General features: G+C 61.9%; 15 protein-coding genes. 11 read left to right on the forward strand and 4 right to left on the reverse strand.

Annotated elements, in window-relative coordinates; genetic code table 11:
• The first annotated feature begins 232 nt into the window (after positions 1–232).
• The 6 genes from ADBZ9O_RS16870 (at position 233) to ADBZ9O_RS16895 (ending at position 5264) form a co-directional block, all read left to right on the forward strand.
• Positions 233–1612, forward strand: a complete 1380-nt coding sequence (locus ADBZ9O_RS16870; protein WP_526523774.1) for an MBL fold metallo-hydrolase — start codon at positions 233–235, stop codon at positions 1610–1612.
• A gap of 7 nt (positions 1613–1619) precedes the next feature.
• Positions 1620–2822: an NAD(P)/FAD-dependent oxidoreductase gene (locus ADBZ9O_RS16875; protein ID WP_526523776.1), complete on the forward strand. Its 1203-nt coding sequence runs from the start codon at positions 1620–1622 to the stop codon at positions 2820–2822.
• A 34-nt stretch (positions 2823–2856) separates the two neighbouring features.
• The gene (gene trxA / locus ADBZ9O_RS16880) at positions 2857–3216 is read left to right on the forward strand and encodes a thioredoxin (RefSeq protein WP_526523778.1); all 360 of its coding nucleotides are present in this window, start codon (positions 2857–2859) and stop codon (positions 3214–3216) included.
• 30 nt (positions 3217–3246) lie between these two features.
• Positions 3247–3660: a DUF302 domain-containing protein gene (locus tag ADBZ9O_RS16885; RefSeq protein WP_526523780.1), complete on the forward strand. Its 414-nt coding sequence runs from the start codon at positions 3247–3249 to the stop codon at positions 3658–3660.
• A 34-nt stretch (positions 3661–3694) separates the two neighbouring features.
• A complete protein-coding gene (locus ADBZ9O_RS16890; RefSeq protein WP_526523782.1) occupies positions 3695–4468 on the forward strand; it encodes a sulfite exporter TauE/SafE family protein in 774 nt (257 codons plus the stop codon).
• 163 nt (positions 4469–4631) lie between these two features.
• Positions 4632–5264, forward strand: a complete 633-nt coding sequence (locus ADBZ9O_RS16895) for a peroxiredoxin (RefSeq protein WP_526523784.1) — start codon at positions 4632–4634, stop codon at positions 5262–5264.
• Positions 5265–5275: 11 nt separating this feature from the next.
• Here ADBZ9O_RS16895 and ADBZ9O_RS16900 read toward each other — a convergent pair whose 3' ends face one another.
• Entirely contained in the window at positions 5276–7000 is a 1725-nt protein-coding gene (locus tag ADBZ9O_RS16900; RefSeq protein WP_526523786.1) for an aminotransferase class V-fold PLP-dependent enzyme, read from the reverse strand.
• A gap of 125 nt (positions 7001–7125) precedes the next feature.
• Between ADBZ9O_RS16900 and ADBZ9O_RS16905 the strand changes: the two genes are divergently transcribed.
• The gene (locus tag ADBZ9O_RS16905) at positions 7126–7494 is read left to right on the forward strand and encodes a carboxymuconolactone decarboxylase family protein (protein ID WP_526523788.1); all 369 of its coding nucleotides are present in this window, start codon (positions 7126–7128) and stop codon (positions 7492–7494) included.
• A gap of 33 nt (positions 7495–7527) precedes the next feature.
• On the opposite strand, the gene ADBZ9O_RS16910 is transcribed toward ADBZ9O_RS16905, so the two are convergent.
• The 3 genes from ADBZ9O_RS16910 to ADBZ9O_RS16920 are packed head-to-tail and all read right to left on the reverse strand — an operon-like array spanning position 7528 to position 11236.
• Positions 7528–7860, reverse strand: a complete 333-nt coding sequence (locus ADBZ9O_RS16910) for a rhodanese-like domain-containing protein (RefSeq protein WP_526523790.1) — start codon at positions 7858–7860, stop codon at positions 7528–7530.
• A 14-nt stretch (positions 7861–7874) separates the two neighbouring features.
• Positions 7875–10793: an MMPL/RND family transporter gene (locus ADBZ9O_RS16915; protein WP_526523791.1), complete on the reverse strand. Its 2919-nt coding sequence runs from the start codon at positions 10791–10793 to the stop codon at positions 7875–7877.
• Complete coding sequence (locus ADBZ9O_RS16920) at positions 10790–11236, reverse strand: MmpS family transport accessory protein (RefSeq protein ID WP_526523793.1); 447 nt, start codon at positions 11234–11236, stop codon at positions 10790–10792. Before ADBZ9O_RS16920 ends, ADBZ9O_RS16915 begins: the two co-directional genes overlap by 4 nt.
• Positions 11237–11387: 151 nt before the next feature.
• Between ADBZ9O_RS16920 and ADBZ9O_RS16925 the strand changes: the two genes are divergently transcribed.
• The 4 genes from ADBZ9O_RS16925 to adhP all read left to right on the forward strand — a co-directional run bounded on the left by ADBZ9O_RS16925 (position 11388) and on the right by adhP (position 14168).
• On the forward strand, positions 11388–11708 hold the full coding sequence (locus ADBZ9O_RS16925; RefSeq protein ID WP_526523795.1) for a metal-sensitive transcriptional regulator: 321 nt from the start codon (positions 11388–11390) through the stop codon (positions 11706–11708).
• Positions 11709–11795: 87 nt separating this feature from the next.
• Complete coding sequence (locus tag ADBZ9O_RS16930) at positions 11796–11927, forward strand: hypothetical protein (RefSeq protein ID WP_526523797.1); 132 nt, start codon at positions 11796–11798, stop codon at positions 11925–11927.
• A 229-nt stretch (positions 11928–12156) separates the two neighbouring features.
• Entirely contained in the window at positions 12157–13041 is an 885-nt protein-coding gene (locus tag ADBZ9O_RS16935; protein WP_526523799.1) for a universal stress protein, read from the forward strand.
• A gap of 53 nt (positions 13042–13094) precedes the next feature.
• Positions 13095–14168 (forward strand): alcohol dehydrogenase AdhP, encoded by a 1074-nt coding sequence (gene adhP, locus ADBZ9O_RS16940; protein ID WP_526523801.1) that lies wholly within the window; start codon positions 13095–13097, stop codon positions 14166–14168.

Here is a 14168-nt window from a genome sequence, read left to right on the forward strand (position 1 = left end):
CGGTCAGCCGTAGTGGCGATGAGTCTGGCCACGGGTGATGGTCCTTTTGTGGGCGCGAGCGGTGACCAAAGCCTCTAGGTGACCTATACCGCCGGGGGTATGTTGGCTACATGGCATCTACACCTCAGGTGGAATCTGCTAGCGGGAATAGGATACCCCCTGGGGTACTTGTATACCCGTAGGGGTATATGCCAAGATGGCAGTACCGAGGCAAAGAGAGAAGGAAGTCACCATGATTTTCCAGCAGTACTATCTGGACTGCCTGTCCCACGCGTCATACCTGATCGGTGATGAAACCACCGGCCGCGCAGTTGTTGTCGATCCGCAGCGCGATGTTGCTGAGTACGTCGCCGATGCCAGGGACCAGGGCCTGACCATCGAACTGGTCATCGAGACCCACTTCCATGCTGACTTCCTCTCCGGCCACCTCGAATTGGCGGAGGCGACCGGCGCAAAGATCGTCTACTCCGCTGTCGCCGAGACCGAGTTCGAATCGATGGGTGTCGCCGACGGCGAGCGCTACTCGCTCGGAGAGGTGACATTGGAGTTCCGCCACACACCGGGACACACTCCCGAATCGCTGAGCATCGTGGTCTACGAACATGCCGACGACGCCGTTCCCTACGGGGTGCTGACCGGCGACGCTTTGTTCATCGGCGATGTGGGTCGCCCGGACCTGCTGGCCTCGATCGGATTCACTCGCGAGGAGCTCGCAGACAAGCTGTATGACTCGCTGCACGACAAGCTGATGACGTTGCCCGACGCGACCCGGGTCTATCCCGCGCACGGCGCAGGCTCGGCCTGCGGTAAGAACCTCTCGACCGACCTGTGGTCGACCATCGGCGAGCAGAAGGCGACGAACTACGCGCTGCGGGCCCCCGACAAGGCAACCTTCATGAAACTCGTCACCGAGGGGCAGCCGCCGGCGCCCGGGTACTTCGTCTATGACGCGATCCTCAACCGCAAAGCCCGCGGACTGCTCGATGAGACCAAGATGCCGGCCGCGATGACATATGAACAGGTCGACGCCGCGATCGACAACGGCGCCGTCCTCGTCGACGGACGCACTCCCGAGGAGTTCGCCCTGGGGCATCTGCGGCGTGCGATCAATATCGGTCTGGAAGGCCGCTACGCCGAATTCGCTGGGTCGGTGCTCCCATCCGATGTCGACATCGTGCTCTTCACCGAGCCGGGTCACCAACTTGAAGGCAAAAACCGCCTGGCCCGGATCGGATTCGACCGGGTGATCGGCTACCTCGCCGAGCCGTACCAGGAAATGCTGGCACACCGCGATGATGTCTCAGTGGCATCGCGGTTGACTGCCATGGCCTTCGATGACCGCGTGTCGCGGATGCCCGACCTTCAAATCGTCGATGTCCGTAATCCGGGCGAAGTCGAAGCAGGCACCATCCCGAACGCGATCACCATCCCGGTGGGCCAGCTGCCCAGCCGGCTGGACGAACTCGATGCCACTGTGCCGACTGTCGTCTACTGCGCAGGCGGCTACCGGTCGTCAGTGGCGGCAAGCCTGCTGCGGCAGAACGGCTTCACCGATGTCAGCGACATCCTGGGTGGCTTTGGTGCCTGGGCCGACGCACACCAGAACGCCTGAGCTCACCATGACCATCAAAGCTAAGCATCGGATTTTGATCATCGGCGGCGGCACGGCCGGGATCACCGTCGCGGCCCGCATGCTGCGCAAGGGCATCTCCGACGTGGCGGTGATCGAGCCGTCGAGCATGCACTACTACCAGCCGCTGTGGACTCTCGTCGGTGCCGGGCAGGCGAAGGCCACGACCACCGAGCGCGCGGAATCCTCGGTGATGCCCAAAGGTGTCACCTGGATTAAGAACGCCGCCAGCATATTTGACCCAGACAACAACACGGTCACCTGCGCTGACGGAGCTACCTACGCCTATGACGTACTCGTGGTGTGTCCGGGTATCCAACTCGATTGGAACAGCATCGAGGGACTACAGGAGGCGCTGGGCCGCGACGGGGTGTCATCGAATTACCGTTTCGACCTCGCGCCGCGGACGTGGGACTTCATTCGTCATCTGCGCTCGGGCACAGCGGTTTTCACGGTCCCCTCTGGTGCGATCAAGTGTGCAGGGGCCCCGCAGAAGATCGCCTACTTGGCCGCTGACTATTGGCGATCCCAAGGCGTATTGAAGGATATCGACATCCACCTGGTCATGCCGGGGGCACGACCCTTCGGAATTCCGGCGATCGCCGACAGTCTTGACAAGGTCATTGCCGACTACGGCATCACGTTGCACGCAAACTCCGAGGTGACCTCCGTGGACGCGGCGTCACACAAGGTGAGCGTCGTCAGCGTTGCTGCGGGCGGGACCGACGCCATGCTGCCGTACGACGTGCTGCACGCTGTGCCGAGACAGTCCGCACCGGACTGGATCAAATCCAGCCCGCTATCGATGGGTGACGCAACCGGATACGTCGACATCGACAAACACACCATGCAGCATGTGCGCTACCCCAACGTATTCAGCCTCGGCGATGCGGGATCATCGCCGAACTCGAAGACCGGGGCCGCAATTCGCAAACAGGCTCCCGTCGTGGTCGACAACATCGACTCGTTCCTCAAAGGTCAGCCACTGCGTGCATCATATGACGGCTACTCGTCGTGCCCGATCGTCACATCGTCGCACGCCATGCTGCTGGCGGAATTCGACTACGACTTCAAACTGGAGCCGTCATTCCCACTGCTCGATCCGACGAAGCCACATCGGGCGTACTGGTACCTCAAGAAATACGGACTCCCGGCGATGTATTGGAATCTCATGCTCAAGGGACTCGTCTAACAATTCGATTGCGACACAACGAAAGGACACCATCATGACCATTCAGAACCTCTCCGCCGCCGACTTCGAGACCACGATTGCCGACAACCCCGTCGTGCTGGTCGACTTCTGGGCGTCGTGGTGTGGCCCATGCCGGGCGTTCGCCCCGGTCTTTGATCGCTCGGCACAGGCGCACCCAGGCGTCGTGCACGCCAAGGTCGATACCGAAGCCCAGCAGCAGCTTGCGGCCGCTCTGAAGATCAGCTCGATCCCGACGATCATGGCGTTCCGTGACGGCATACTCGTCTACCGCCAGCCGGGCGCCATGCCGGCTGCCGCCCTTGAAGACCTCATCACCAGGGTCAAGGAGCTCGATATGGCCGACGTACGCGCCAAAATCGCCGCGAGTGCCTGACCGAATCCGCACAGCCAGGAAAGGATCAACATGTCACTGGCAATATCCACTACCCTGCGCACATCGTTCGAGGATGCGGTGGACAGGACGCGAAAAGCATTGGCCGATCAAGGATTCGGAGTTCTCACCGAGATCGACATGCGGGCCACGCTGAAGGCCAAACTTGGCGAGGAGATGGAGAACTATCTCATCCTCGGCGCATGTAATCCGCCACTTGCTCATCGAGCGGTTAATGTCGATCGTCAGCTCGGGTTGTTGTTGCCGTGCAACGTTGTCGTGCGCTCGGACCCGAAGGACGACGGTGCGGTGATCATCGACGCAATTGATCCAGAGATGATGGTCCAGGTGGCCGATCAGCCGGGCCTGCGCGAGGTAGCTGACGAGGCGTCAACCAGGTTGCGCGCTGCTATCGGCGCACTGTCGCAGACCGCGCGTGCGCAGTGAGCGCAGCCCCTGACACTCGGGGGAGAGGCCATCGATGACCACCGCCATCGCTCTTGCCGTCGGCGCTGTCATCGGCGTGCTGCTGGGACTCCTCGGCGGTGGCGGGTCCATCTTGGCAGTTCCTGCGCTGGTCTACGTGTTGGGTCTGGGTATTGAGCAGGCCATTCCGATGTCGTTGATCGTGGTCGGCACTGCGTCGGCGGTGGGCGCACTGCCCAAGATTCGCGTTGGGCAGGTCCAGTGGCGACTGGCTGCCATCTTCGCGCTCGCCGGCATTCCGGCCACCTTCGTCGGCACTGCCGTCGGTAAACACCTGCCTCAGTCGGTCCTCCTGAGTGGCTTCGCCGTAGTCATGGTGGTGGCGGGAATCCGAATGTTGCAGGACAACAGGGACACTGGCACGGCATGCAAAGTCGGCGATTCCGGTATCAACTGGCGCCGTTGCGCCCCGAGGTCCATCCCCGCAGGTTTCCTCGTCGGTCTGCTTACCGGACTCTTCGGCGTCGGCGGCGGCTTCCTGATCATTCCGGCCCTGGTGCTGTTGCTCGGCGTTGAGATGCCGATTGCAATCGGTACATCGTTGGTGATCATTGTCGCCAATTCGGCAGCGGGGGTCGTGTCACATCTGAGTGCGGGCAGCATCGACTGGTCGATCACCGCCGCCTTCGTCGGCACCGCCGTCCTCGGGTCGCTGTTAGCCGGCCACTTCGGCACCAAGCTCGACACGCGACGACTGCAACATTGGTTCGCCTACCTGGTCTTTGCGGTGGCGGCCTACGTCCTGATCGACACGATCTTCATCGCCTAGAACACTTCATCGGTGAAGAAGGTGAAGGCATTTGGGTCCCAAGTGCTCATTGATTGAGGACCAATGCCTCGTGGCCGCAGCGCAACGGCTTACTAACGTCAGTACTGCTCCAGGTAGCCCCGCCGCGCGCACATTCAGCTAGCTCGCCAACGAAAGGTAAACCATGACATTGCATCTCGGAGACGAAGCACCCGATTTCACCGCGGACACCACGCGGGGAGTCATCAATTTCTACGATTGGCTCGGTGATGACTGGGGAGTGCTGTTTAGCCACCCCGGCGATTTCACCCCGGTGTGCACCACTGAACTGGGAACCGTCGCCCGGCTCAAGAGCGAGTTTGATCGGCGAAACACCAAAGTTATCGGACTCTCCGTGGATTCGGTTGCATCCCATATGAAATGGGAGCGTGACATCGGTGAGACGCAAGGCACGGAGGTGAACTTCCCGATGATTGCCGATACGGACCACAAGGTGTCGGTGCTTTACGACATGATTCATCCGAACGCGAGTTCGACGAGCACCATCCGCTCGGTCTTCGTGATCAGTCCAGACAAGAAGATCAGCCTCAACCTGACCTATCCCATGGCCACCGGACGCAATTTCCCGGAGATCCTTCGCGCTATTGACAGCCTGCAGCTCACCGCGGCGCAACCCGTGGCTACCCCTGCCGATTGGCAGCCGGGGGAGGACGTGATCATCGGCCTCAGCGTCTCCGATACCGAGGCCTCCCAACGCTTCCCGGGATATTCGACACTCAAGCCTTACCTGCGGTTGACCGAGGATCCGACAGCGTAGGCATTGATCGGTCAAACGGCCGCGGTCACGCAACTCGCAGGCAGCGGAAACCAGCGCAGCGCCTCGAAATGTGCGGGCAGGCCGGTATCACCGTCAGGTACCTTGTCGGACCGGGCCGCCATCACCGCGTGGGCCTCGCGGAGGTGCTCCGCCAAGGCCGCCTCGTCTAGCGTCTCGCAGTCCGCCCGGCAGCGCAGAGTGCCCACTTCATCGTAGAAGACATCAGTCAGTCGCAGTAGATTCTGGGCTGGGCCCTTTCGGTGACGCCACATGCCGGTGTCCGGGCTAAAGGTGTAATCGGTGAGGAGGCGATCGCCGTACCATGCGATCAGTTCGACGGCGTCGATCAGGTAATCCCGCACGGTGTCGGAGATGAAGTAGTTGAAATTGATGCGCGTCCAGCCGGGTTTGATTCCCTCACAACCCAACTCGATCTCTTCACGGAAGGCCCGGGAATGTTGTGGGTCGATAGTCAGGAGCCGGTGCCCATACGGGCCGGCACAGGAACATCCGCCCCGGGCCTGGATCCCGAAGAGATCGTTGAGCAGAGCCACGACGAAATTGTGGTGCAGGTAGCGTCTCGTGCCCGACCGGATACGGAACGACACGATGGAAAGTCGTCGAGCCTGCAGATGGCCGAGGATTTCGATGTTCGGGTGAGCGTGCCAACGGTCTAGGGCACGGGACCACAGTTGCTGTTCGCGCTGTTCGATGAGACCGGTTCCCACAGCTTCTTTGAGTGCGAAAACCATTCCCGCACGGATGGACTCGATGATGGCGGGAGTACCGCCCTCTTCGCGGGCGATCGGGTCGTCAACGTAGCGATGCTCTGTCGGATCCACGAATGCAACGGTTCCACCGCCCGGCGCGGTGGGTACGGCATTGCGCACCAGCTCGCGGCGGACGACGAGAACCCCTGGGGTTTGCGGACCACCGATGAATTTGTGCGGCGAGAGAAAGATGGCGTCCTTATGGTCATCGTGGTCGGCATCGCTGTTCCGCACCCGAATTGGCACATAGGGGCCTGCGGCAGCGTAGTCCCAGAAGGACAGGGCACCGTGCTCGTGCAGCAGAGTGGCGATCCGGTCGGTGTCGGACAGCACGCCGGTGACATTCGAGGCGGCCGAGAAGCTACCGATACGCAGTGGTCGCCCCGCATACCTGATGAGCATTTGTTCCAGCTGTTCCAAATCTATGTGACCGTCGGCGTCTTCGTCGATCACCACCACATCGGCGATGGACTCCCGCCAGGGCAACTCATTGGAGTGGTGTTCGTAGGGGCCGATGAACACCACCGGCCGTTCCAGCTCAGGGATCTGTTGATCCCATCGGTAGCGCTTGGCCAACCCAGACGGAACGCACAGTTCGAGAATTCCGACCAGCTTGTTCACCGCCGCAGTCGCCCCCGACCCACAAAAGATCACCAGATCGTCATCGGTGCCGCCCACCGCGTCGTGGATGATCCGGCGGGCATCTTCTCGTAGCAGCGACGTCTGCAGTCCGGTGCCAGAGCTCTCGGTGTGGGTGTTCGCATAGCGCGGTAACACATGCTGGCGGATGAAATCTTCGATGAAGTCCAGCGACCGTCCCGAGGCGGTGTAGTCGGCGTAGGTAATCCTGCGCCGACCGTAGGGTCCGTCCAGGACGGCGTCGTTACCGATGACACCCTGCCGGACCCGCTCGAGCAGAAGCGAGGTGGGTAGCGGCGTTGCTCTGCTTCCGGCGCTCGTGGCCATGCGATCATCCCCGTCTCGGGTGGCGAGTTAGGACCCCGCCATCGTCATTGTGGGTCCGGTTAGCAGGTCACACCAGGGTCAAAAGTCCCTGCCGCTCGATACCCCCCTCCGCATATGTTGAACATATGACAGACCACGATCACCACTCCGATGTACTCAACGAGCTCAAGCCGCAACATCGTGCCTTGCGGCAGATGATTCCCGCGGTATACGAACAATTCGGCGCGCTGAGCGGCGCCGCCATGGGTACTGGCGCGGTGGATGCCAAGCTCAAGGAATTGATCGCGATGGTGATCGGAGTTGTCCAGGGCTGCGACGGATGCATCGCGTCGCACGCTCGAGGCGCGGTCCGCGCCGGTGCCACCAAGCAGGAGGCAGCGGAGGTCATCGGTGTCAGCATCATGATGCATGGTGGGCCGGCCACCATCTATGGCGCCCGCGCCTACGCTGCCTTCTGCGAGTTCGCCGACGCAGGCGCAACTCCGTCGACGTGACGGGAGTGTCGATGAACTGGGCGACTCTGCAGATCAGATGACGATCCCGGCCGTACCGTCGTCTCGGATCACGGGATGCCCGGTCTGCCGCCATGCCCCCATCCCACCGACCAGGTTGTAGACGGCCACCTCGGCGGCCGCGAGTCTCGTGGCCGCCACACCGGATCGGTTGCCCGACCGGCACACCGCGACAATGGGTGTGGCCGTGTCGAAGGAGTGCGCGGCGAGGTCGCCGAGTCGCACATGTACCGCGCCTGGAGCATGTCCGGCTGTCCACTCGTCATCCTCGCGAACGTCGAGCAGGATGGCGCCGGACTTGATGAGTTTCATCGCCCCAGCCGGATCGACCTCTAATACAGTTGTCATTCCTAGCCTTTCACTCAGTTGGTGCTCAACGGATCGCCGTCGGTGTCCGCTGGCTCAGGGGTCGCCGCCTCGATATGGCGACGCGGTTGGTCGGCGGGCCGCGAACGGACCTTCAGCGGCCACCAGAACCACGGCCCGAGCAGAGCTGCGATGGACGGTGTCATCAGTGAGCGCACGATCAGGGTGTCGAGCAGTAGCCCGATCCCGATGGTGGTGCCGCCCTGTCCGACGTTGAGCAGGGCGCCGGAGACCATGGAGCCCATGGTGAATGCGAACACCAGGCCGGCGGCGGTCACGACGCTGCCGGTGCTGCCCATCGACCGGATGATCCCGGTGTTGATACCGGCGCCGATCTCCTCCTTGAACCGAGAGACCAGCAGCAGGTTGTAGTCACTGCCGACGGCCATCAGGATGATCACCGCAAAGGCGAGCACGATCCAGTTCAGCTCGATGCCGACAATCCGCTCCCACACCAGCACCGACACGCCGAATGCGGCGCCGAGCGACATCACGATGGTGCCGACGATCACCAGCGACGCGACGAGCGCCCGGGTGATGATGAGCATGACCAGGAAGATCAGCGTGAGCGCTGCGAATGCGGCGATCATGGTGTCGTATTTCGCGCCCGACTGGATATCCCGGTACGTTGCCGCGGTGCCGGTCAGGTTGATCTCGGCGTTGGCAAGAGAGGTGCCCTTCACCGCCTCGTGCGCCGCCACGAGTTCGTCGTCCACCGTCGAAATGCCCTGCTCGGTAGCCGGATCGACGTCGTGGGTGATGATCAGACGCGCGGCCTTGCCGTCGGGGGACAAGAACAGCTTCAGTCCCTTTTGGAAGTCGGGGTTGGCGAAGACTTCTGGCGGGAGATAGAAGTAGTCGTCGGCCTTGGATGCGTCGAATGCCTCGCCCATCGCGGTGGCGGTGTCGGTCATCTGCTGCATCTGGTCGATGAGCCCGCTGAAACTGCTGTGGATGGTCTGCAGGGTCTGCTGCATGGTGGTCGCGGTCGCGATGATCGGCGGGAACTGTGCGACCAGTTGCGGTGTCAGCGCATCGATATCGTCCATCCCGTTGGTCAGCTCAGCCATGTCTCTGAGCAGTGTGGCCATGTTGTCGCTGAGACCGTTGACGCCGTCGATGGCATCGAACGCTGACCGGACACCCCAGCACGCCGGAATGTTGAAACAGTTTGGTTCCCAGTAGAAGTAGTTCCGAATCGGACGAACCTCATCGTCGAAGTCGGCCAGATGATCGCGCATCACATCGAGTGAAGCCTTCAGCGTATTGGCGTCATCGACCCCGCGATGGGTGGTGTCGACGGTGCGGTGGGTGGCGTCGGACAACTTTTGCATCAGGGTGTACATCTGGCCCATGGACGTGATCATCGCGCCCAAGTTGTCAGACATCGTGCCGATATCACCCACCCGCTGCTTGAGGAACTGCAGGTTCTGGGTGATGGGCACTGACTGCATGCTGACCTGATAGGGGATGGAACTGTGCGCGATCGGCGAGCCCAGCGGCCGGGTGATGCTCTGCACCATGGCGATACCGCGGATCCGGAACAGCGATTTGGCGATCCGGTCGAGCACGATCATATCGGTGGGATTGCGCATATCGTGGTCGGATTCGATCATCAGGATGTCGGGGTTGAGTCGTGCTGCGCTGAAGTGCTTTTCAGCCGCGGCATAGCCGACGTTCGACGGGACGTCGGCGGGGATGTAGTGACGATCGTTGTAGCTCGTCTTGTAGCCGATCGTGGCAAGGATGCCCAGAATGATGACGGTGGATGCGACGGCGAGGATCGGTTTCGGCCACCTGACGGTCGCCGTACCGATCCGTCGCCAGCCCTTGGTCTTCATCTTGCGCTTGGGATCCAGTAGGCCAAACTTGCTTGCCACCACAAGAATGGCCGGGGCGACGGTAAGTGACGCCGCGACGACCATGATTAAGGCGATCGCTGACGGATAGGCCAGTGACTTGAAGTAGGCCAGCCGGGTCAACCGCAAGCACAGCATGGCTCCGGCGATGGTGAGCCCCGAGCCAAGAATCACATGTGCGACTCCGTGAAATGCGCTGTAGTAGGCGGTTTCAGAGTCTTCACCGTTCTGGCGGGCTTCCTGATATCGGCCGATGAGAAATATGGCGTAATCAGTGCCGGCGGCGATCGCCAGGGCCGTCAGCAACGGAACTGAGAACGTCGAGAAATCGATGATGCGGAAGTGGCCGAGCAGGGCGACTGCACCGCGTGCCGATCCCATCTCGATGCCGACGATGGCCAGGATGAGAAGCACCGTGCTGAGCGACCGGTAGACCAGCAGCAGCATGATCGTGATGACGACCATGGTGACCACGGTCATCTGGACCATGCTCTTGTCACCGGTCTCGAGTGAATCCGTGGTCAGTGGGGCGGGACCAGTGACGTAGACGTGCAGTCCGTCCGGCGGCGGCGTGTGGTCGACGATGTCGCGGACGGCTTCCACCGACTGGTTGCCCAGGGTGCTGCCCTGATCGCCGGCGAGGTTGAGCTGGACGTAAGCGGCCTTACCGTCGCTGCTCTGTACCCCGGCGGCGGTGATCAGATCGCCCCAGAAATTCTGGACGTGTTCGACGTGGTGGGTGTCCCGCTCGAAATTGCCGATCAGTGTGTCGTAGTACCGGTGTGCATCGTCGCCTAGCGGTTGGTCGCTCGTCAGCACCACCATCGCAATGCTGTCGGAGGTGGACTCCTGGAACTTTGCCCCCATCTTCTTGGCGGCAACGACCGAAGGTGCGTCCTGCGGTGACATCGACACCACATTGTGTTTGCTGACTGATTCGACCTGTGGGAGAAGAAGATTCAGTCCGGCTGTGATCGCGACCCAGATCACGATAATCGGTATCGCACCGGCGCGGAGGGTACGGGGAATGAACGTATGCGTGGAGTTGGTGCTCATGCGGCTTTGTCCAGACAGAAGGCCTGGGCGTCACGGCCCTGCGCATGCTGCTCGGCGACCACTTTGTCGTTCACCAGGATTCGGCAGCCCAGGAATCCGCTATCGCCCTGGGCCACTACGTTGGCCAAGACCCCGGGGGCGGTGGTTGATAGCGTCACCGACCAGGGCAGTGTCGTGAAGCCCGCCTCCTGTGTCTTTCCGTTGACGTCGAGGTAGCTCACCCGCCCTGTGGTCGCCTCCGGCCCGACTATTTCGTAGGTCACCCGCTTGGTGTTGAACGGCACGATAGCGTCCACGTGTTCCGATCCGGCAACGAAGGGCAGGTCGGAGTCGAAGAAGGTGCGCAGGCGGCCCACCACGGCGACGCCGACCAAGAGGGCTAGCACCACCACCACGACCACCCAGAACCGTTGGAACCAGCCGAACATCGACCGCATCTTCATCGTGTGTGCCCTATCTCAGACGTATTGACAGACCTCATCGCATGAGGCGATGCCATCCCTGTGGAACATACCCCTAGGGGTATAAAGTGACAAATCGGGGGCCCTGCTCACGGGCTAGAAAATACCATAGGGGGTATGGTATTAATGGAAGATGAGTGAAACGGCCGGCGCGGGTTCAGCGACCAGCAGCGACCAGCGATCTCGGTGCGACGCCGACTTGGTCGCCGCCCTCAACCGGTTGCGGCGTGTGCACGGGCAACTCGGCGGAGTGATCTCGATGATCGAGCAGGGCCGCAGTTGCAAAGACGTCGTCACTCAACTCGCCGCGGTGTCCAAAGCGTTGGACCGTGCCGGCTTTACCATCATCGCCGCCGGGCTGCGCAGCTGTATCGACCCCGGCAACGGAGGCGGTGGCCCCGCCGAAGTATTAACCCTCGAAGAGCTGGAGAAGCTGTTCTTGAGCCTGGCCTGAAAACCCTGATCGAACTGGAAAGGAATACTCATGTGTCGTGCCGTGAAGTGCCGAGTGTGCGGAAAAACCACCTGGTCAGGTTGTGGAATGCACGTCGACGCCGTCAGGCGTGGCGTGCCCGCTGCCCAGTGGTGCGCCGGCCACTCGAGCAGTGAGGCTGCTGCGTCTCCCCGCAGGAGTTGGTTCCGCAGAGCCAAGGGTCAGCAGGACAGCGCGTAACGCCACTCGGGTCCCGCCGCACTGAGTTCAACCGTCCTCACGACAAGCGCCTTTAGTGCAAGGTTGGGCCGCGTGGTGCTGGCTTCTTGATCAGTGCCCAATGGCGCCACGGAGGTGACCAACGGCCCGCGACTTGGCACGCAATAGCTCCTAACGTGAAGTCTCATAGCACGCAAACCGTTAGGTGCCGCTGCGCTGACCGTCAGCCGCCAGCGTCAAGGAGGGCGAAATGACCAGTGGGACAGTGCATCATGGAATAGTTGTCGGCATCGACGGATCGCCGGCGTCACAAAATGCCGTCGAATGGGCTGCCAGGGAGGCGGCGCTGCGCAATGTGCCTCTGACCTTGGCCCATATCCTCATGCCGCCGGCGGTGATGACATGGCCGGAGGTGCCGATTCCCCCCGGATTTCAGCAATGGCAAGAGGCCGAGGGGCAGGCCCTCATTCACGACGCGGTGAAGATCGCGGAAGACGCGACGCGGGCCGAGTCCATCCGGATAGAGACCGCGATGGTGACCGGGCCACCGGTCGCGTCCCTCGCTGACCTGTCGAAGGACGCTCAGTTCGTCGTCGTGGGGTCGCATGGTCGTGGACGGCTTCACCGACTGCTGGGGTCGGTCGCCACGGGGCTGGCCCAGCACGGCCTGTGCCCAGTCGCTGTCATTCATGACGACAACCGTCCGTTGTCGGATACCGCCGCCGCCCCCGTGGTGGTCGGTATCGATGGTTCACCGTTCTCCGAGTCGGCGACAGCGGTCGCGTTCGACGAGGCATCACGCCGAGGTACTGGGCTGGTGGCCCTGCATGCCTGCAGCGACTGGAACGGTGGGCAGTACCTCGACATCGACCTGGCCACAGTGGAGCAGCGTGGGCACGAATTGTTGGCTGAGCGGCTGGCAGGCTGGCAGGAGCAGTACCCAGATGTCACGGTACGGCGCGTCGTCGTAACCGACCAGGCTGCCGAACATCTCGTCGAGGAGTCGAAAGGTGCTCAGCTCGTCGTCGTCGGCAGTCACGGTCGGGGCGGATTTGCAGGAATGTTGCTCGGCTCGGTCGGGTCCGCCGTGGTGCAATCTGCCCGGGTCCCGGTGATTATCGCCCGTAAGTCGTAACGACGAAGTTCGCGCACGAAACCATCGACCAACCAATCAGTCTGGAACAGTGAATGACGCAAACAATTGATTCCCCGATCCGCGCCAATGCGGCCGCCCATAACACCATGCGCGCTGCGGTGGTGACTGAATTCGGCGCACCGTTGGACATCGCCGAGATGGATCTACCTGTTCCTGGAGCTGGTGAAGCGTTGGTGAAACTGGAGACCTCCGGGGTTTGCCACACCGATCTGCATGCCGCGCAGGGTGATTGGCCGGTCAAACCGACACCACCATTCATCCCGGGTCACGAGGGGTGTGGAACTGTGGTCGCCGTTGGCAGCGACGTCGCTGACCTCAAGGTCGGCGACAGGGTGGGCAATGCCTGGTTGTGGTCGGCGTGTGGTCGCTGCGAATTCTGCCGCACCGGGCGGGAAACGTTGTGCGAGAGCCAACAAAACGGTGGCTACAGCGTCAACGGCAGTTTCGGGACTTACATGCTGGTCAACGCCGACTACGCCGTGCGCATCCCCGACGGCGTCGACCTGTTGGAAGTCGCTCCCATCCTGTGTGCTGGTGTGACGGTCTACAAGGGGCTCAAAGTCACCGACACGCGTCCCGGCCAGTGGGTGGCGATCTCGGGGATCGGCGGACTCGGTCACATCGCGGTGCAGTACGCCCGGGCAATGGGTCTTAGGGTGGTGGCCGTCGACATCGACGATTCGAAGCTGGCTCTGGCCGCCCGTCTCGGTGCTGAGGTGACAGTCAATGCCACCACATCCGATGTCGTCTCCGCTGTGCAGAACGCCACCGGTGGAGTACACGGGGTGCTGGTCACCGCGGTGCACCCCCAGGCCTTCGGCGAAGCCATCGGACTGGCCCGACGGGGTGGGACCATCGTGCTGATCGGATTGCCCCCTGGCGACTTTCCTGCCCCGATCTTCGACATCGTGCTCAAGGGTCTGACCATCCGCGGATCTATCGTCGGCACCCGCGAAGATATGGCCGAAGCACTGGACTTCTATGCGCGTGGGCTGATTCATCCCATTGTTACCGCCACACGTTTGGACGAGGTCAACGAGGTGTTCGACCGGATGAAGCGTGGTGAGATCGACGGTCGCATGGTGATCGACTATCGGCAGCCTTGA

It is taken from the genome of Mycobacterium sp. (genome assembly GCF_965229105.1).
Taxonomy (GTDB): Bacteria; Actinomycetota; Actinomycetes; order Mycobacteriales; family Mycobacteriaceae; genus Mycobacterium.